18 protein-coding genes and 1 pseudogene are annotated in these 17,939 nt (G+C 60.7%); 9 read left to right on the top strand and 10 right to left on the bottom strand.

Annotated elements, in window-relative coordinates:
- Positions 1-13: 13 nt before the first annotated feature.
- The 5 genes from NO889_RS06125 to NO889_RS06105 all read right to left on the bottom strand — a co-directional run bounded on the left by NO889_RS06125 (position 14) and on the right by NO889_RS06105 (position 7,208).
- Positions 14-181, bottom strand: coding sequence for an HEWD family protein (locus tag NO889_RS06125; RefSeq protein WP_256411402.1), 168 nt, complete (start codon positions 179-181; stop codon positions 14-16).
- 75 nt (positions 182-256) lie between these two features.
- The gene (locus NO889_RS06120) at positions 257-4,036 is read right to left on the bottom strand and encodes a PGF-CTERM sorting domain-containing protein (protein ID WP_256411401.1); all 3,780 of its coding nucleotides are present in this window, start codon (positions 4,034-4,036) and stop codon (positions 257-259) included.
- Positions 4,037-4,315: 279 nt separating this feature from the next.
- Positions 4,316-5,134: an undecaprenyl-diphosphate phosphatase gene (locus tag NO889_RS06115; RefSeq protein ID WP_303653076.1), complete on the bottom strand. Its 819-nt coding sequence runs from the start codon at positions 5,132-5,134 to the stop codon at positions 4,316-4,318.
- 133 nt (positions 5,135-5,267) lie between these two features.
- The gene (locus NO889_RS06110; protein ID WP_256411398.1) at positions 5,268-5,888 is read right to left on the bottom strand and encodes a hypothetical protein; all 621 of its coding nucleotides are present in this window, start codon (positions 5,886-5,888) and stop codon (positions 5,268-5,270) included.
- A 219-nt stretch (positions 5,889-6,107) separates the two neighbouring features.
- Complete coding sequence (locus NO889_RS06105) at positions 6,108-7,208, bottom strand: DUF4330 family protein (RefSeq protein WP_256411397.1); 1,101 nt, start codon at positions 7,206-7,208, stop codon at positions 6,108-6,110.
- A 512-nt stretch (positions 7,209-7,720) separates the two neighbouring features.
- Here NO889_RS06105 and NO889_RS06100 point away from each other — a divergent pair.
- Positions 7,721-8,920, top strand: a complete 1,200-nt coding sequence (locus tag NO889_RS06100; RefSeq protein ID WP_256411395.1) for an orc1/cdc6 family replication initiation protein — start codon at positions 7,721-7,723, stop codon at positions 8,918-8,920.
- A 346-nt stretch (positions 8,921-9,266) separates the two neighbouring features.
- Here NO889_RS06100 and NO889_RS06095 read toward each other — a convergent pair whose 3' ends face one another.
- The 4 genes from NO889_RS06095 to NO889_RS06080 form a co-directional block, all read right to left on the bottom strand.
- Positions 9,267-9,791, bottom strand: coding sequence for a hypothetical protein (locus NO889_RS06095; RefSeq protein WP_256411394.1), 525 nt, complete (start codon positions 9,789-9,791; stop codon positions 9,267-9,269).
- A gap of 134 nt (positions 9,792-9,925) precedes the next feature.
- Entirely contained in the window at positions 9,926-10,363 is a 438-nt protein-coding gene (locus NO889_RS06090) for a toxin-antitoxin system TumE family protein (RefSeq protein ID WP_256411393.1), read from the bottom strand.
- Positions 10,360-10,893, bottom strand: coding sequence for a DUF7342 family protein (locus NO889_RS06085; RefSeq protein ID WP_256411392.1), 534 nt, complete (start codon positions 10,891-10,893; stop codon positions 10,360-10,362). Before NO889_RS06085 ends, NO889_RS06090 begins: the two co-directional genes overlap by 4 nt.
- An 86-nt stretch (positions 10,894-10,979) precedes the next feature.
- Positions 10,980-11,408, bottom strand: coding sequence for a helix-turn-helix domain-containing protein (locus NO889_RS06080; RefSeq protein WP_256411391.1), 429 nt, complete (start codon positions 11,406-11,408; stop codon positions 10,980-10,982).
- A gap of 115 nt (positions 11,409-11,523) precedes the next feature.
- Here NO889_RS06080 and NO889_RS16590 point away from each other — a divergent pair, with 115 nt between their 5' ends.
- The 3 genes and pseudogenes from NO889_RS16590 (at position 11,524) to NO889_RS06060 (ending at position 12,711) form a co-directional block, all read left to right on the top strand.
- Positions 11,524-12,198 carry a DUF8170 family protein gene (locus NO889_RS16590; RefSeq protein ID WP_465261022.1) on the top strand — a complete coding sequence of 225 codons (675 nt, stop codon included), beginning with the start codon at positions 11,524-11,526 and terminating at the stop codon, positions 12,196-12,198.
- Between the two features lie 65 nt (positions 12,199-12,263).
- Positions 12,264-12,383: pseudogene (locus NO889_RS06065) on the top strand (NTP transferase domain-containing protein); the annotation flags it as partial.
- Between the two features lie 79 nt (positions 12,384-12,462).
- Positions 12,463-12,711, top strand: coding sequence for a UPF0175 family protein (locus NO889_RS06060; protein WP_303653068.1), 249 nt, complete (start codon positions 12,463-12,465; stop codon positions 12,709-12,711).
- Positions 12,712-12,818: 107 nt separating this feature from the next.
- On the opposite strand, the gene NO889_RS06055 is transcribed toward NO889_RS06060, so the two are convergent.
- A complete protein-coding gene (locus tag NO889_RS06055) occupies positions 12,819-14,075 on the bottom strand; it encodes an RNA-guided endonuclease InsQ/TnpB family protein (protein WP_256411387.1) in 1,257 nt (418 codons plus the stop codon).
- 186 nt (positions 14,076-14,261) lie between these two features.
- On the opposite strand from NO889_RS06055, the gene NO889_RS06050 reads away from it, so the two are divergent.
- The 5 genes from NO889_RS06050 to NO889_RS16520 all read left to right on the top strand — a co-directional run bounded on the left by NO889_RS06050 (position 14,262) and on the right by NO889_RS16520 (position 17,808).
- Entirely contained in the window at positions 14,262-14,831 is a 570-nt protein-coding gene (locus NO889_RS06050; RefSeq protein WP_256411386.1) for a DUF7342 family protein, read from the top strand.
- Positions 14,828-15,274 carry a toxin-antitoxin system TumE family protein gene (locus NO889_RS16525; protein ID WP_379787625.1) on the top strand — a complete coding sequence of 149 codons (447 nt, stop codon included), beginning with the start codon at positions 14,828-14,830 and terminating at the stop codon, positions 15,272-15,274. Before NO889_RS06050 ends, NO889_RS16525 begins: the two co-directional genes overlap by 4 nt.
- A 567-nt stretch (positions 15,275-15,841) precedes the next feature.
- Positions 15,842-16,357 carry an OB-like fold-containing membrane protein gene (locus NO889_RS06045; protein WP_256411385.1) on the top strand — a complete coding sequence of 172 codons (516 nt, stop codon included), beginning with the start codon at positions 15,842-15,844 and terminating at the stop codon, positions 16,355-16,357.
- On the top strand, positions 16,350-16,856 hold the full coding sequence (locus tag NO889_RS06040; protein WP_256411384.1) for a metal-dependent hydrolase: 507 nt from the start codon (positions 16,350-16,352) through the stop codon (positions 16,854-16,856). The genes NO889_RS06045 and NO889_RS06040 overlap by 8 nt, the downstream gene beginning before the upstream one ends.
- A 328-nt stretch (positions 16,857-17,184) precedes the next feature.
- Positions 17,185-17,808, top strand: coding sequence for a DUF7342 family protein (locus tag NO889_RS16520; protein ID WP_425498816.1), 624 nt, complete (start codon positions 17,185-17,187; stop codon positions 17,806-17,808).
- The last annotated feature ends 131 nt before the right edge of the window (positions 17,809-17,939 follow it).

Below are 17,939 nucleotides of genomic sequence, written 5' to 3'. Positions count from 1 at the left end.
GGTCGTTCGTCAACTACTCTTCGAACGGTGCGTACGTTCCGTTGACGTCCCAGTCGTGGATACAGTAGACGTCGCCGGGGTCCTCGTCGATCCGCCAGCCCTCCACCTCGTCGTCCCAGCGTTCGGTGCGGCCGCACAGTTCGCAGGTTCGGTCGGTCGGGGGTGAGATGGTGACGCTCATACGCGGAGGAAGGCGTCGCGTCACGAAAAGGATACCGCCAAACCGCGGACGGCCGCGCCGGTCGATCCCGGTGGTCTACCCCTTCGACCCCGTTCGCCGGCGGCCGGCGAGCAGGCTCGCCGCGACGAGCGCGACCAGCGCGGTACCGACGTCGAAGCCCGGAACGTCGTAGGCGGTCGAGCGCAGCGGGGCCTCCTCGAAGGTGGGCGGCCGCTCGGAGCGATCCCCCTCCGACGCGGGGGACCCATCAGCGGCGGCCGCCTCCTCGGTCGCCGGAGCCTCGGTCGGGGGGCCGTCGCGATCGCTCGCTTTCGTCGCGTCGCGCGATGACGCCCGCTCGACGGCCGTGAAGCGCGAGACGTACTCGGCCTCGTCGGGAGCGTTCAGATCGGCCACCGGTCGGGGACCGATCTCCTTGCGGTCACGGAGGGCACGCTCCTCGGCGGCACGAATCGAGGACGCTCGATCGGGATCCGCGCGCCGAACGCCCCCGCCGTCGTCCGCGGAACTCGATCGGGTCGTCGGGTCGTCGACGCCGGACACGCTTTCATCGCGGTCGGTCGCGGGAGTCGAGTCGCCGGCGTCGGCGTTCGATCCCGACCCCGGTCCGTCACCGGGACCGGATCGATCGCCGGCGCCATCGCCACGTCCGACGCCGCTACTCTCTCCTACGCCCCCGCCGCCTCCACTGCTGTCCCCGCCTCCACCACTACCGCTTCCACCACTACCGCCTCCACCACTACCGCCTCCACCACTGCCGCCACTTCCGCCAGCAGCGCTCGTACCGCCACTACCCTCGCCCCCGCTCTCACTACCCCCACCGCCACTCCCGCCGTTGCCTCCGTCGCCGCTGGTATCGGGACTCGTCGAGCCGGGATCGGTTGAATCTCCGGCACCGGTGGGTGTACCACCCGTTTCGGTCCCTCCGCCGGCGTCGGCCGATTCGGACCCACCGGAGTCGGACCCGTCACTGCCGTCATCGGCGGCGACCGTATCGTCAGCGGTCCCGTCGGTGACGGTCGCCTCATCGACCGCCTCTCCGTCGGTCGGATCGGTCTCCGTAGTCGACGTATCGCTTACGCCGTCCGTCCCGTCGCTGGTTTCGGTTGTGTCAGTCGTGTTAGTGTTCTCGTCGGTTCCGGTGGTCGTCCGTCCGGGTTGATCCGCGGTACCATCGCCGTCGGTGGTCGTTTCATCGTCGCCTCCGTCCGTAGTGTCGGACGACGCGGTCCCGTCGGTCGTCGTTCCAGTCGACGATTCGGCGTCGGATCCGTCGGAGTCGGTGACGTTGCCGGAGTCGGTGACGTTGCCGGAGTCGGTGGAACCGTCCGACTCGTCGGTTTCGTCGGAGCCACCGGTTCCGGCGGGTTCGGTCGTATTTCGGGCGTACGTGAACGGGGCGACACCGGCGTGGGTGGCGTTCGATCCGGCGGCCGTGCGGAGGCGGTCGTCGACCACGTCGAACGTCGCCGCGAGGTCGGTTTCACCGGTCGCCGCGACGGTCTCGCCGAGCGTCTCGTTGGCGTTGCCGACGAGGAACAGCCCCGTCGCGTGTGGGAGGACCGTCGTGCCGTTCGCGGTCGCTACGGGCGTCGCGGTCGATCCGGAACCCGTCGCGTTCGAGATCGCGAACTCGAGTCCGGCGAGTCGATCGAGATCGGACCCGGTCGTGAGGGCCGGGTCGCGGACCGAGGTGTAGCCGTCGAGTCCGGTGGCGTTGATCGCGTAGACGACGGTGTCGTTGTCGGTAACCGTCGCCGTGGATGTGAGCGTCTCGTTCGCGATCGCGTCCGAGACCGTCTCGGGCGCGGAGAAGTCGGCGGCGGCGGTTTCCGCGGTCGAATACAGCGAGAGGCCGTTCGTCGATCGGTTTCGAAGCCTCACGGTCGCGGTGTCGATCGGTCCGTTCGGGGCCGCAGTCGCCGTGATCTCGTACTCTCCCGGTGGAATCGATCCGTCGATTTCCGGAGTCGTGACCGACTCGATCGTTCCCGGCTCCTCGATCGTGAAGAGATCGCCGGCGAGATCGGGGTTGCCCGCCGCGTACGTGTTGAAACGGAGCGTGGTCGGTTCTTCACGTGGCGTCGTAACGCTCGCGGTGGCTATCTGTGTATCCGTGTTCGACTCCGTGATCGCGAGGTTGGTTGTGTTGGCATCTGCCACTAATTCGAATTCAGTTTTGTTTCCAAGAGTAGTTGAGTTAGGAACAACAGTTAGGTTAGAATATTGATCACGACTACTGATTACGCTGAAAGATGAGTTTTCATCAAAGCCGCCACCAAGGAGAAAGTAATCGCCGGTTTGGAGCTGAGAAGTATTGAAATAGACGAGACTCGAACTATTGCTTGTTGATTCTGTTCCCTGGAGAACAGATGTCGTGTGCTCTGATTCACGATATAACTCAATACGGTCTGATTCGTCGCTAGGTACTTCAAAAGCAACGAGACCTCCAGCGTATATCGTTGTATTCAGATACTCTGTACGAGTGAACGAATGTTTCGTAGCAGAGGTTGCTTTTTCAGATTTATTGATAGATATTAAGCCACTATCGGAAATACCATTCTGTACAAATTGCCGATTAAAGTCTGAATTCTGTAATATCGGATAAGATCCAAGAGAAACAGGATCTCCAACATCAGTTCCATCATCAGTAAGGCGCATAACGGCTGTATATTTGTTACTTTGTGACAGATGAGTTTCTTCGTCGTATTTGTTTTTCAATTCAATTATAACATCTTCTTGATTCCCGGTGAGTATTTGTGATGATCCAATATATTCGTCAGTTACAACAGATCCATCATTCGAGACCGGATGGAGAGTAACAATATAGGGAGTAGAACCGCCGTATTCATCATCTAATAGTGTATTTGAGATAGTGATGTTGTCTGTTATTGCCGTATCAGCGGAGATGTTCTCAAAATTTATTGATCCATATAATGACTTACTCACGTGTTTATCAATATAGAATTCTGAAGCTGCTTCTGGCAATTCATCTCCAGCACTATAGTCTTCACTGCTCAATCGACTTTCTGGTACGAGATAAATCGCATGTGGTCCTGGAAAACCATTTGATTCAAGATATTTAATAGAGATCTCATTATCTCCATTAAGATCATCGTGTGAAACAGATTTAATCCCCGCAATACGAGTATATTTTCCGTCAAAAGCGACAACAAGTGTGCTATTTACGTTTGCTTCCACATCCTCAACTGTAGCAGAAAGAGTGGTGAACCCATCTTCGTCAGGAGATCCAGTTGCCTGATCTCTAAATTGGAACGATCCTCCGGCGATATTAAATCTTTCAGAGAGTATCGAGTCACTTGTAGACGAAAAAGAATTGCGTAATGAACTGTTATTATTACGACCAACTTCGAAAGAATACTGAACATTTGAATATGGATTAGCAGCATCTATAACAATTCCAGCAATTAATATCCTATCGACATAGATAGGATCCCCATTACCGGAATGTTCAATCACCAGACGGAGACTCTTATTACCATTATCAGAGACATATTCTTCTTGACTGAGAAGATCTCCATTTCGTATTGTTGTATTTTCGATGTATGCAGATGATGTGTTTACGCCATGTGTTGAGATTCTAGAAAGGTCAATGTCTAAGTAGACATTTTCATTTTCAGAATAATCACTATTTTGATTAATTTGTATATCATGAACGGTATGAGTAGTATCTCCAGGAACAATATCTGTCGGAGATCCCGTCTGGTTTATATAAACTTCATCAGATGATTCAGCATCCACCACAGAAGCCCCCAACCCGATCCCGGCCAGACTGACGACGATAGTTAGAACGGCAACGATCGCGACGATCCGAAGCGAGTTCTCACGTGTCATGATTGGCCCACGAGCGCCGGTGCTGCCGCTAGCGCGGATGCTCAGGCGTCGACAACGCCGACGCTCAACGCCCGCGCGACCGCCAGACGGTCACGCACTGCGGGATACTCGTACCCAACCCGGTCGATCATATATCGGTTACGAAAATGGACGTTTCTGATCCGATAAATTTCCGGGAAGGAAGCACTAGAGCCGTCGTCCGTGAAATCTAATGACAGAATAGCCGTAGTACGTATTCGCGTCATCGACGGACGGTCACGGCGCGGATCTCGCCGCGACTCACACGACGACCGAGACGACGCCGCCGCCGACGATCGCGATCCCCCCGAGCGCGAAACAGACGGCCCAGAACGGGACCCGCTCGACGATCCGCATCAGCGCATCGATCGTGGCGTAGCCGACGACCGCGCTGACTCCGAGCGCGACTGCGGCCGCGGTCGGGTCGATCCCCGGAAGTCCCCCGGCATCGAGAAGCGTCAGGACCGCCGCACCGAGGCTCGCGGGGATCGAAAGCAGAAAGGACAGCCGAAACGCCGACGGCGGGTCGTAGCTCCGGAACAACAGCGTGCTCGCCGTCATCCCGGACCGAGAGATGCCCGGAAGGATCGCGAGGCCCTGGGCGGCCCCGACGAGCAGCGAGTCGACGAGCGTCGGATCGTGTCGCCCGCCCATCGACACCGACTCGGAGGCGTACGTCAGGACGCCGGTCACCAGGAGCAGGACGCCGATGACGGCGATGAAGACGCCGCCCGTGAGCCGACTCGCCAGGTCCACGGCGAAGACGTACAGCGGGATCCCGACCAGACCGGTCATCGCACTGGCGAGGACGAGATACGAGACGAGCGCCGCGTCGCCGTCGTACGCGCCGGCGGGCCGCCAGCCGGGTGTCGCGCGCAGCGCGGTCAGGATCTCCCCGCGGTAGTACGTCGCCGCCGAGAGCGTCGTCCCCACCTGTAAGAAGAGCGCGAGCTGGAGGGCGGCCTCCGGCTCGGTGCCGACGAACGTGAGGAACAACGCGAGGTTCCCCTGGCTCGAGACCGGCAGCCACTCGACGACGCCCTGAACGATCCCGGCGAGGACCGCGACGAGGAGGTCCATGTCCGTCACGTCTCACACTCGCGCGATCCGGGTACTTAAGCGACGCCGATCCGTTCGCGTGGTGGCGAAAGAGAGGACAACGGGAAGAGCGGAAGCGTCAGCCGCGGACGGAACCGACACTCGCGACGAGCGGCTACCGACCGGAGCGATCGTCGTCCGGACCCGTACCGGCCTCCGAACCGTCGGGATCGTCGTCAGCCTCCGGCGGAGCCGGCGGTTCGAGCGCGCGGACCAGGAGTTCGACGGGCCGCGTGTCGCGGAGCGCCGCCCAGCTCCGCCGGTCGCGCATCGCCGCGAAGCCGACCGCGTAGAGGCCGAGCGCGCCCGCGAGGAGCGTCCGCGAGACGGCGTCGCCGGCGACCGCGGCGAGGAAGGCGAGCGATCCCGCGCCCACGGCGAGCCCGCCGGCGACGCGCAGGGGCGTCTCGCGGACGTGTCTCACTGCGGCTCCGGCCGCATCGGCGAGGATCGACCCCTCCATCGCCCCGATCAGGAAGTCGAGCACGCGGTCGAGGACCCGGAGGAAGGGCCCGACCGTCCACGTCTCGCGGAGGTCGATCACGATCACCTCCGGGTCGGGCTCGGCCGTGAGCCAGCGGTACAGCCACGAGGCGCGGACCGCGCCCGCGACGCGATCGGCCGCCGACCGGGCGCGATCGAGGAGGACCGAGCCGGAGCCGACCCGCGAGAGCAGTCCGTCGCCGGAGTCGGCGGTGGTTCGCGAGACGTCCCCGTCCGCGTCACGAGTCGTCATCGAGTAGACCGATCGAGTGGAGCATCAAACCGGTTGTGATCGCGGCGGGCATCGCTCGGGCAAGGGAGAAGGGCCACTCCGCGTATCCGACCGATGGTTCGGAGCAACGAGTGATACGTTTCGGAACGACGGAACGTCACCGAAGCCGGGGACGGCGGCCGACGCCGACTAGCCGCCGACGCCGGCTAGCCGCCGACGCCGACTAGCCGCCGACGCCGACTAGCCGCTGACGTTGACGACGGTCGCGCGGACGGTGACGGTTCCCAGATCGAGTGTCACGGTCTCGCCCTGCCGGAGGGGATCGCCCTTGAACCGCGGGCCGGAGACGGTCTCGCGCACCTGGAGCTCGGTCGTGAGCGTCACCTCGCGGTCGACCGGATGGTCGACCACGTTCACCGTCCCGTTGTCGCCGGTGGCGATGATAAGCGAGGGTCGGGTGTCGACGGCGGTGACCCGCGCGACGGTGTCCCCGCCGGCCTCCTCGGCCATCCCCGGATCGAGCGCGTCGGCCATGTCGTCGCGGACGTCGTCCATCCGGAGGGTGACCGTGCGGGTGGACGCCGACCCGACCTGGAGGTCGCCGCCGACCCGCTCGATCCGGCCGTCGATGGTGTAGTCCGCGGTCGACAGCCGGACGTTCTGACCGCGCCGTACGGGGCTGCCGCCGAAGCGCTGGTCACCGCCCTGCCGGTGGGTTCGGAGGGTCGCGGCGACGAACACCCGGCGCCGGTCGGGGTCGTTCGTCGCGAACTGCGTCACGTTCTCGATCGTCGCGACGGTCCGGCCCGCGATCCGGACCTCGTCGCCGGGAGAGACGTCCTCGGCGTCCGCGGTCGAGAGCGTGTCCCGGAGGACGACCGTCGTCTCCTCGCGCTCGAGCGCGTCGCCCTCGCCCACCCCGCGGATCCGTCCGTCCAACTGGTAGCGATCGGTGTTGAGCGCGAGGCTCCGGCCGAGCCTGAGCGGGGCACCGTCGTAGGCGATCGAACCGTCCCCGTCGAGTTCGCCCTCGAGTTCGACGCGGAGCGTGACGCCGATGTTACTTCCGCGCGGCGTGAGGTGGACGTCGGTGACGGTCATCGTCGAGACGTCGTTCGGGCTGTAGGTGTCGCCCTCGTTTATCGCCTCGACGACGTACGCCGGCTGCGGGCCCATCTCGATCGTCGCGTGGGTGGAGTCGAGGTCGGGTTCGGGCTCGGGGTCGTCGGAGAAGACGAGCGCGACGCCGGCGACGCCGACCGCGAGGATCAACAGCACGACGAGCGCGTCGACGACGTTGACGACGCCGAACAGGTCGCCGTCGTCGTCGATCAGTTCCATGAGGGACCACCCATGAGTCGCATTATCCCGTGGGTGTCGGGCGGGAACTAAAACGGTTCCCCTTTCGGGGGCGTGTGGATTCGGACGTACTGGCGTTCGTGGATGGGTGAGAGAGTACGTTTCGTCTGTCGCGGATGCTTCCCTCTCCGATGGTTTCAGCTGAACGAAGCGTCACAATCGAATGCCGGCATCGACACGCCGGAGTTCTCAGACACCCCTCGTTTCGTCTGTTCTTCGAATCTATGGTAGCAGGGATTAGTAAGACACACCCCTCGTTTCGTCTGTTCTTTGAGGTAGCATGTGAGATGGACCTGTCTCAGGTCAAACTTTGAGACACTCCGCCTGCTCGTCTGTAGATGGATGAGACACACCCCTCATTTCGTCTGTTATTGGTATATTTTCGGTACGTCTTCTTTCGATTCTAGAAGAAATAGATATAATGACGAATCAGACGAAACAGACGAATACACAAATTTATATAGAAATGGGTTATTGGTAGACACACACACATAATGAGCGAAGATCTCTTTTCGGATATCACGGATACGCTCTTCGAGAACAAGGCCATTCTTTCGGAGGAGTACCAGCCGGACGAGATCGTCGAACGCGAAGACGAGATCGATGCCTTCCGGTCCGCACTCAAGGACGTCTTGTTCGGCCGGAATCCTTCCAATGTGTTCATCTACGGGAAGACAGGGGTCGGAAAGACCGCGGTCACGGAGTATATCATGACCGCGCTCAAAGCTGAAGTGAAGCGGCGAGACGACGCGGACGATCTCCACGTCCATTTCCGGAACTGTAACGACGATACGGTCTATCGCACGGTTCGAGCACTGATCAACAGTATCCGTAGAGATGACCGCGAGCCGTTTCCAGAGACCGGCCATTCGACGGCACACGCACTAGAGACACTCTATGAGGAGATGGATTCGAACGGTGGAACGTATCTGTTCGTCCTCGACGAGATAGATCATCTCTCCGATCCGAACACACTATTGTATGAGCTCCCGCGAGCACGCGCGAACGATCATCTGACCGCCTCGCGAGTAGGCGTCATCGGGATCAGCAACAACTACGCGTTCCGTTCCTCGCTGAGTCCGAAAGTAAAGGATACGCTGATGGAAAAAGAGATCGCGTTCTCACCGTACGATGCCGACGAGCTTCGATCGATTCTCATGACACGAGCGGAGAAAGCGTTGATCGAGGACGCGTGGGACGATTCGGCGATCAAACTCGCCGCGGCCAACGCAGCAAAGGACACCGGAAGCGCACGGCAAGCCATCGACCTGCTCCGAGAGGGGGGCGACGTTGCCGAGGAGAACGGTGCCAGCGAGATCACGGACGAACACATCGAGGTCGCAGTCGATCGCGTTCAGCGCGGTCGCGTCGAGAACAAACTGCGTGATCAGACCATGCACGGTCAATTGATCCTCGAAGCGCTCGCGAAACTCGAAGTCGGCGGCTCGACGCCCGCCAAGTCGAAGCAAGTACAGCAGGCATACGTCCGCGTGGCTGAAGGGAGACAGCAAGACCCGCTCACCACGCTCAAGAGTATCCAGAACCATCTCGCCGATCTCACCATGTTGGGGTTTCTCGAACGGACTGAACACAACGAGGGACGCGCAGGTGGCGCTCACTACCAGTACGAGTTAGCACTCGATCCAACCATCGTCCTCGAAACGCGGGATGCGATCGAAGCCGAATCGATGTGAGCTCTCTTTTGGGAGGCAGAACAGACGAAACGAGGGGTGTGTCCGGTGGATCTCCGAGACCATGGATCGGGTCGATACATCGTGAAACGAGTGGAGGGTGTTCAAGGATTCACCGAACATCCAGATGGGTTCGAGACCGAACTCACGGACAAGCCCCACCTTCAACGAGCGAAGTCGGTAGACTGAGCGAAGTAGGGTAGTATCGTTGGTCTGGAGAAGAACAGACGAAACGAGGGGTGTGAGTTCGAGCTATGTGTTCGATCTCGACGGAACCCGCGGACCCTGTGATCACATCGACGGCTTTCGGACCTCGTCTTCCGAGATTCGCCTCCGTATGGCATGGCCACTAGAACTCGACGCAGACAGACTCGTCCGGCTTGTAGTCATCGGGGTCGCCACCGCCTCGTTCGCCAAGGAAGACGATGGTATCGAGCTGACCACGTGTGAATCTGGCTTCGTACGACCAGAAGAACCCGTCTTCGATATCGTCGCTTCGACCGTGGAATTCGAAGCTCCCGTGCATGTTGTGGTCGAGCCAGAACTCCTCGTCGACGGTCTGAGTGTTCGGCACTCCAAGACCGATTCCGCGGTGGAGGCGATCGTGCGGATCCGCGTCTTCACAAAACGAAACGTACTCGTCCCACGATTCGAAGCCATGCTCGGTGGCCTCTGTCTGTTTTTCTGTAGGTGTTTTATCGCGGAATTCCCGCTCACGCCGGAGGAGCCGTCCTTCCGCGGTAATTTTGTACGTCTGCATGGCTGGCCGACCGATCTCTTTTGTCTGCCACTTTATCGCGGACGGACTGACTTCCTCCGGAAACTTCGGCAGCCTGACGCCATCTGCGACCAGCACGTCGTCGTACAGGCCCATCGTAGGGTGTCGTTACACGCCGACGGCAAAAACACCCATCAAAGAACGTCGTTCAGCCCACTGTCGTTTGAGCTACAGTAGTCTGGGCTACTCACCTTGACAGCTTTGACCGCCCCGACCGGATCCCCCCAATCTCAGTCGGTGGCCGACTCCCAGAGAGCGCCGACCCGCTCGTCAATCCACGGGAGAATGGTCCGTTCGACGACTCGCGTGAGATCAATCGCGTAGTTTCGGTCGATCGCGGCGGCCGTGCCCACATCCGGAAGCGGATGGTAGTGATCCCAGGCGTTGTGTGGCTGGTCGTGTCGATCCCATCGACACCATCGCCGATCACCCGCGCGTGTCTCGTGGTACGACACGTGAAAATCGCCGTTCGTGTACGCACGGAGCTCGAGTGAGACGCTCTCGACGTCTGTGGGGTAGTACTCGGCGTCGAGCGTCACGACGAGGCTCTCTAGCTTGTTCGTGGGAAACAGAGACGTCTTGTAGACCTCGGGTCGTCGACCGAACGCGCGGGCGAGATAGCGGAGCGTCGCCTCGTCGACGGACCGCGACCGGTCGGGACCGGTCACACGGCGTTCTCCTCGAGCGAGGAGTCCGAGCCGCGATCCCGCCGAACGACTTCCAGTCGGTCGATCCGGTCTCTGAGCGTGTGCCACTCGCTCAACGCGAGCCAGACCGCCTCGAGATCGTCGTAGTCGGCGTGATCGAACGCGTCGACCGCCGTCGGCGACTCCGCGTCGAAGCGCTCGCGAAACGCGGCCTCGCGATCGGTGAGCTCGGCGAGGGCCTCGTGGAGCTCGTCGCGCGACAGACCCTCGAGCCGGTTTCGACGCCGCCACTCGAAGTACGACTCGTTTCGGACGTAGGTGAGCGGGGACTCCGAGACGGCTTCGACGACCCCGATGTCGGCCAGCCGCTCGAGGTGCCGCCGGGCGGTGTCCGGCGCACACGAGGCGCGCTCCGCGATGTCCGAGACGCCCGCCGGATCGTACAGCTGGAGCGCGATCCGGTACACTCGCTCGTCGGCGGGCTCGGACTCGAGGTCTGTCCCGAACCCCTCGGCGAGTCCGAACGCTCCGACCGGATCGTCGACCGTCATGGCGATCGATAGTCGATTTGACGATATAATTCTTGTGTCGCCGATTCATTTGGTCAATAAAATGAAGGGACGATTCCGGCAACCGGTCACTCGGGCCGCGGCATCTCTTCGAGTTCAGCGATCTCACCGGTCTTCTCGACGCGGGCGTACTGTCTCCGCCATGCGTCCGTCGGGAACAGGTCGTTTCGATCGAAGAGATCTCGGGCCTGTTCGGTAAGCCGGTAGAACTTGTACGGGTAGCCGCGCACGCGATCGCCCGGCTCAACGACCAGTTCCGCAACGACGCCGACATCTCGTAACACGCCGAGATGTCGACGGATCGCGTCCTCACCGAGCGCGGGGTTCATGTAATCGAGTTCTCGGACGCTCGGGGCTCCCTGCGGATGGCCGACGATGTCTGCGATCAAGTTCGCACGGGTTTGGTCGGTAGCCTTCTGGAGCGCCGTCCACGCCTCAAACCCGCCAGGCTCTCCACCAGCGTCCGCCGTGTTCGTCTCCGTGAGTTGGGGGTTCATACACGCTACTAGAGACGGATGGAGCATAAACACTTGGTCTCTGGATACAACCAATTGATCAAGTAGTTTCGTAATCAGTATCACTATACAACGACAAACTGGATCGTGATATGGAATGGAAGACGGTGACGCCGATGACAGTCACGGCGATCGTGGCGGCGCCGACGATAGGAGACGTGCTGACGACGAGACTGCCGGTGGGACCACACGACACGCAGAAGCCGGTCTGATCGGTGACGTCGCGGATGACGAACTCCACGACGAAGCGACGTTGTCGCTCACGCCCGAACAACACCAGCGACTCAAGAACGGACTTCACGAGTCCCGGTTCGACGACGTCCGCCGGGCCGACCGTCGGTATCTCGTTGTCGGCAGCGGATCGGGTGAGTCCGGTGAGCGTCGCCGGCACGTGTGTGCTCGGTTGGACGACCGCCGGGACGCCGTCGCGTTCAGACTGGAAGAGTTCGGGTTCGACGCTGACGACCTCGACCTGTGGGCCCCGGCCTTCGAAGTGTTGTCGTCGCAGTCGACGTGGGTCGTCGGCGTGATCGAGGACTTCGACGGCGGGCACGTCTGGGAGCTCGGCTACCTGTATCGACGGCAGACGAGCGTGCGAGATGTGTTGTGGCTGCTGAAGCGTGTGTACGACGACCCGGAGACACAGCGGGCGCAGTACGAGAACGGGATGGCTGCCTCGCATCTGGCCGCCCTCGAGGCGGCGGTGGGTGACCGGGTCGTGGAGTGGGCGACGCTCGACGAGCTCGAGAGCGCGGTCGAGCGAATTCCGTGAGAGGGTCTATCGGGGACGCAGGCGGGATCGACGGAGTCAGGTGTCGAGTGGTCGACCGACTCGTCATGGACGCGGTCATCCCCGCTGCCGGGCGCGGCAGTCGACTCGGCGAGCTGATGGCGGACCGACCGAAGGGGCTCGTCGAGGTGGCGGGCCGACCCCTGCTCGAGCACGTCCTCGAGACGGCGTCAAGGCAACAAACCTCGTGATCTAGACGAGTGGACGAGCGGCGTTACTAAGTAGTACGACGCCGGATCAAACGACATGAGCAGCATCGATCTTCCGTCGGACGTGCTGGACGCGATCGCGGCACCGCCGGAGGATCGCGAACCGATCGTCCGGCAGGAACTCGCGGTGTCGCTGTACCGGGAGGAGTATCTGTCCTTCGGAAAGGCACGAGAGCTAGCCGGTCTTTCGAAGGCGGAGTTCCATCGGCTCCTCGGAGAACGCGGGGTGGAACGACACTACACCGAGGAGGATCTCGCGCTCGACGTCGAGTACGCGCGAGAATGACGGTCGTCTCGAACACGTCACCGCTGGTCAACAACCCCACCCTACTTCGCTCACCCTGAGGGGTTCGCTCGTGGAGGGTGTCGCCAGAACTCGAAGAGTTCTGGCTGCTAACCAGAAGTCTGTGACTTCTGGTGATGAGGCTTGTCCATGAACTCAGCCTCGAACCCGTTCGGGTGGACGGTGAATCCACCACTCGGCGTCACTGTTCCAGACTTGAGGGCAAGCTGACTGTTGCCCGTCCGCCGAGACGACTGTTGGCCTCGACGGACATACCGCATCCCGATGTTCTTCGCCGCATTGTAGTCCGCGTTCGCTTCTGACTCACACTTTACGCACCGGAAGTCCGTGCGAGTTCGGCGATTCTCCTCAGCTGTGAATCCACACTCGGCACACCGTGTCGACGTGTACGCCGACCCGACTTGCTTCACCGAGACGCCGACCACTTCGGCTTTGTATTCTACCTGCTCGTACAGCGTTCGGAACGCCCACCTGTGTCCCCATGACGCACCCGTGCGGTCGCGGATGTCGGTCAAGTCCTCGAACGCGATCACGTCACACTCGTATCGAAGTGCTTCATCCACAATCGCGTTCGACGCTTGGTGAAGCACGTCACGAACGTATCGTAGTTCGCGTCCACTTGATTGTTCGAGCGTTCGGTGGGCGCTTCGCGTTCCGGCCTGTTGGAGCCCGGCACGCACCTTCTCGAACTCGCGGAGATTATGGGTTAACTCCCGTCCGCTGAAGAAGTAGGCAGTGCTGGTGACGGCGAGATTTTCGATACCGAGGTCGACCCCGAGGACCGTTCCGTCCTCGGCGGTGTTCCGCTCGGTGTCGGTCTTGTGTCGGCGGAAGCCGATGTGTAACAAGTAGTCGCCGTCACGAGTGGTGAGTGTGCTTTCCGTAACGCTCCAGTTGTCGGAGTCGAGGTACTGCCGTTGGTAGCCATCGTCGGCGTCGGGCAGAGCAAGATCACACCGGACGCGACTCTCCGTCGTGGAGAGCGACACCGTATCGTCATCGAACAGCGTCATCGTTCGGGTGTCGTACGTTACCGTGGGTGCGGTGAACGTGGGTTTGCTGACCTGCTTGCCGTTCGAGCGGCGTTCGAGACAGCCGGTGATGGCTTGTGCGGCTTGGTGAGTGGCGAGAATCGCGTGCTGACTACCGAGGTCGGTGTGTTTGCGCACGTGGTCGTAGGCGAGGGGTTGTACGTCGCTCTTGGCGTTACACTTCCCCCACGCCATGTCCGTGGCGAGTTGGCAACCACGCTTCCACTCGGAGATGGTTTCCTCAAGCAACTCGCGTTGCTCGCCATCTACCGAGAGGCGGGTGATTGCCGTCCGACGCACGTAGTCGTCTGCCACGTATTCAATGTGAACAAGTGGCTATTTATAGACTGGTGTTTGTGACAAATACGAACGCGCTCCTTCCCTCCCTACTCGCTCCCTTCGGTCGCTCCTTGAGGAAGGAGACTCCGCGCTACCGCTTCAGTTTAAGCGGAATAATCCGTCTAAAAAAGTTTTATCACGTTTTGAGCCGCATTGTGAGGTATGGAGGATCCGAGCTCGGATATCCAAGGCGACACCGGCGAACGCGCACCGGACTTCGACGCGCTGACCCCACCGGAAGAGGTCGTCCGTGGTGACCGAACGCGAGACGACTTCTTCGATGCCGTGCTCGGGCTCAACGACCCGGCTACAGCCAGCGAGGTCGCCGACCGTGCGGGCCATGGGGTCGACGCCGCACGTGAATACTTGGACTGGTTCGAACAGATGGGCATCGTCATCCAGATCACGGAATCACCGGCCACCTACGAGCGGAATCAGGAGTATCTGAACTGGCGACGCGTCCAGAAGCTCCGACGTGAATACACCACCGAGGAATTGCTCGACCTGCTACGGTCGGAATCGGAGCGGGCGGACGCACTCGCACGCGAGTTCGATGCCGAATCTCCGACGACGGTCTCGATCACACAGTATGCCGCAGCAAGCGACCAGTCTATCGAGGCGGTCTGGGAGGAGCTCTCGTCATGGGAGACTGCTCGCCGTCGCGTCTCCCTCCTCGAACGAGCACTCACCCCTATGTCCGACGACGCCACGGATCTCGGATCCGCGGTATGACTGCCGGCCGCGGGAACGATACGCCCGATCCGGGTTCCAGCGGGCCGATCGATTTCGACCGGCTGGAGATCATCCGAGAGCGCCTCGCGACGGACGATCGGTTCACCGAGGTCGGTGAACAGCCAGCGTTCGCTCCCGAACGACTGGTCTGTCGGTACGACCAAGAACTCTACCCCGATCGCGTGCGAAATGCTCGTTTGGAGGTCGTCTGGTTCGAAAACGGGGATTTCTCGCTCCACTATCACGAAACCCACGAGACGGGGGCGTTCGATCACCGATGGGACAGACACCCGTCCGGTCACAACACTCGTGATCACGTCCATCCGGGACCGGACGCACCGACGCCCGGCGACGATACGACACACCCGACCGACTGGCGTGGCGTTCTCTCGACGGTGCTTTCGGAGATCGAAGACCGCCAGCGTGCCTTCTGGACCCGGTAAGTGAGCTCTCTTTGTGATCGGCGTTCCGAGGGGATCAGTCGGTGGAGAGTGCCGTCCGGAACGTCGCCGCATCGACGGTCCCGTACGTTACTACTCGTGAGCACGCAGGCGAATCGAGGTCATACCGCGACAGCGATGTGAAACTGCTCAGGATGTCCGTAAGAGCAAGGTCGACGCGAGGCTTTCTCCTCGATTCTCCGGTAATCCGCCAGTTCCGGTACAACGAGTTCGTCATACGCGGTATCTCCGAGCATGCGAAGCTGATCTTGGTTGCCGTATACGAATCGGAACAGCGGAGCTACAATGCGATAGCGACCGCGTTTCGATGCCGTCGGCTCACGACGAAGTCCGCGTCTCGGTCATAGCAGTCCGTGAGTTGATCGAGTTCGACATCCCGATCAACGAATTGCTCCATACCGTCAGTAGCATCCCCGGCTAAGTAGAAATCGTAGTTTCTGAAACTACGAATTCTAAAACCACGATTTCTTCTCTGGAGGAGGTCAATGAGTTGTCTGTAGACCAGACCACCGATGGATCTTTATTTGTCAGCGACGGATGACTCTCTAGATGGCTTCTGCTGTCGGGTCCCGACTCGTCGCCCTCGGAGTCTGTGTCGTCGCTCTTGGTGGACTCTTTGTGCTTGCTGGCGCAGGATATCCAGCGTCCACCAGTCTGGGACCTGACCTCGCAGAACCTGACGTAACACCAGCCGATCTGGCCGGCAAGCATCTTGAGACTGGCGGCGTCGTGATCGAAACTGACCCTGTCATTATTGAGGTCACCGACGGCACCACTACACAACACCTTCCTGTCGAGAATGCGCCAGACGTCGCCGTTGGCCAAGACATCATCGTTGATGGCACGCTCACGGCGGACGGAACGCTTGCCGCGGATCGGGACCGGACAGTCGTTCGAGAGCCGTGGGAGACGACGTACATGTACGCGATCTCGGTGCTTGGCGCACTGTTCGTTGCGCTCCGGATCGCCGATGGGTGGCGATTCGATCCGGAGACGGTCACCTTCTCACCCCGGGACACACCACTTCATACCCGCTATCTGTCGGAGGAGGAAGCCAGTGGCTGATCTCTTCACGCATATTTTGATCGGGTACACCCTCGCGATCATGCTCTCGTGGCGGTACGAGTGGATCCCCTACCCGTTCGTCACGATGGTGCTGATCGGATCGACGCTCCCAGACCTCAATCGGATCGATCTGGTGGTCCCCGAGGAGTCGATTTCAGTGCTCTTGGGGCTGCCGTTCACGTGGAATCCGCTCCACCGTGTCGGTGGCACACTCCTCATTGTGTGTATTGGCGCACTCCTCGTCCCGAAGGCGTATCGGCGTGTCGTGTTCGTTCTCTTGAGTGTTGGTGCTAGCTCCCACTACGTGCTCGATTTGCTGTTGTACAAGCCGTCTGGGATCACGAGTCCGTTGTTGTGGCCGTTCGTCACCCATGGCCTTGCCATCGATGGGTTTTATCTCAGCACGGACCGGTGGCCAGTCATCGCTGCGGCGGTGCTTGCTAGTCTCGTTTGGGTCGTCGATCAGCGTTTGATGCGTACAGATAATCCAGACGCGTGATGATATAATCGGTTCGGAGTGAGTGAGTACGGTTCGTGTCCTTTCTGCGTGTTCATCGCGAAAAGAGAATGATTTAAAATCGGTTCCGACAGAAATTCTGTGGACTGCACTTCAGCGGTTGTTCGAAACGAAAATTCCAGCAAATACGCCAAACCAATAGATGATACTCCCGAGTGATGAGACTCGCAGAATTGTCGCTGCTTCTTTTTTGTATCTCAACAGCTCGGTTACGAATTCGGACGGGAATGTCGACACAGCAGCACCGTAAGGAGATCGGGTACGAGACAGAATCGAGTTCGCTGACGGGGATCAGTGGCGTGGTCGGTCTATGACGGGATCCGAGAAGTCCGCCATGCGAGAGGGCAATTCACTCGGGTCGAGGCATTGCTTCGAGTTCGGCGATTTCGCCGGTCTTCTCCACGCGGGCGTATTGTCGCTGCCACGCGTCTGCGGGGAACAGGTCGTTTCGATCGAACAGCTCTCGAGCCTGCGAGGTGAGCCGATAGAACTTGTACGGGTACCCGCGCACGCGATCGCCGATCGTGCGGACTGCTCCACTGACGGGGCGCGAGACGCGCTCACCCAACTGGCCGAGATGGGAATCGTCGACCGACGTGGGAGTCACCCCGTGGAGTATCGACGCAACGAGTCGTATTTCCAGTGGAAGCGCGTCGAACGGCTGGCCGACGAACACACCCATGCGGAGCTCCGGGAGCGCCTGGATCAGCTCCTCGAAGAGGACGCCGACCTCCAGGGCTCGTTCGGTGTTCCCTCCCCCGATTCCGTCGAGGTCGCGCGGATCGAGGACGGCGACCACGCGGCGGTCCACGATCGACTCGAGTCGCTGTCTCGGTGGCGAACGGTTCGGCACGACATCGAACTGCTCCAGCGGGCCGTCTCGCGGGCGGCCGATCGGCAACGTGACGGTGGCGACCTCGGTGCGTCCGCCTGACCGGGAAGGACATGCCGGACGATACACCCCCCGATGACGTGCCCGCCGGTGGGCGACTCGACCGGACGACGATGCGAACGCTCGGCCGACGGGCAGCGACACGTCCGCTCGTCGAGTCGTGGGCGTTCCGT

The sequence above is a fragment of the Halorubrum rubrum genome (assembly GCF_024494685.1).
In the GTDB taxonomy this organism is placed as follows: domain Archaea; phylum Halobacteriota; class Halobacteria; order Halobacteriales; family Haloferacaceae; genus Halorubrum; species Halorubrum rubrum.
Note: the sequence above shows the minus strand (reverse complement) of the source record. Positions and strands in the feature narration are given on the sequence as shown.

Excerpts from the sequence above, each read along its gene's own strand:
- NO889_RS06080 (WP_256411391.1), bottom strand. The coding sequence starts at position 11,408 with ATGAACCCCCAACTCACGGAGACGAACACGGCGGACGCTGGTGGAGAG.
- NO889_RS06045 (WP_256411385.1), top strand. The coding sequence starts at position 15,842 with ATGGCTTCTGCTGTCGGGTCCCGACTCGTCGCCCTCGGAGTCTGTGTC.
- NO889_RS06110 (WP_256411398.1), bottom strand. The coding sequence starts at position 5,888 with ATGACGACTCGTGACGCGGACGGGGACGTCTCGCGAACCACCGCCGAC.
- NO889_RS16590 (WP_465261022.1), top strand. The coding sequence starts at position 11,524 with ATGGAAGACGGTGACGCCGATGACAGTCACGGCGATCGTGGCGGCGCC.
- NO889_RS06120 (WP_256411401.1), bottom strand. The coding sequence starts at position 4,036 with ATGACACGTGAGAACTCGCTTCGGATCGTCGCGATCGTTGCCGTTCTA.
- NO889_RS16520 (WP_425498816.1), top strand. The coding sequence starts at position 17,185 with ATGACGGGATCCGAGAAGTCCGCCATGCGAGAGGGCAATTCACTCGGG.
- NO889_RS06050 (WP_256411386.1), top strand. The coding sequence starts at position 14,262 with ATGGAGGATCCGAGCTCGGATATCCAAGGCGACACCGGCGAACGCGCA.
- NO889_RS06060 (WP_303653068.1), top strand. The coding sequence starts at position 12,463 with ATGAGCAGCATCGATCTTCCGTCGGACGTGCTGGACGCGATCGCGGCA.
- NO889_RS16525 (WP_379787625.1), top strand. The coding sequence starts at position 14,828 with ATGACTGCCGGCCGCGGGAACGATACGCCCGATCCGGGTTCCAGCGGG.
- NO889_RS06125 (WP_256411402.1), bottom strand. The coding sequence starts at position 181 with ATGAGCGTCACCATCTCACCCCCGACCGACCGAACCTGCGAACTGTGC.
- NO889_RS06095 (WP_256411394.1), bottom strand. The coding sequence starts at position 9,791 with ATGGGCCTGTACGACGACGTGCTGGTCGCAGATGGCGTCAGGCTGCCG.
- NO889_RS06115 (WP_303653076.1), bottom strand. The coding sequence starts at position 5,134 with ATGGACCTCCTCGTCGCGGTCCTCGCCGGGATCGTTCAGGGCGTCGTC.
- NO889_RS06085 (WP_256411392.1), bottom strand. The coding sequence starts at position 10,893 with ATGACGGTCGACGATCCGGTCGGAGCGTTCGGACTCGCCGAGGGGTTC.
- NO889_RS06100 (WP_256411395.1), top strand. The coding sequence starts at position 7,721 with ATGAGCGAAGATCTCTTTTCGGATATCACGGATACGCTCTTCGAGAAC.
- NO889_RS06105 (WP_256411397.1), bottom strand. The coding sequence starts at position 7,208 with ATGGAACTGATCGACGACGACGGCGACCTGTTCGGCGTCGTCAACGTC.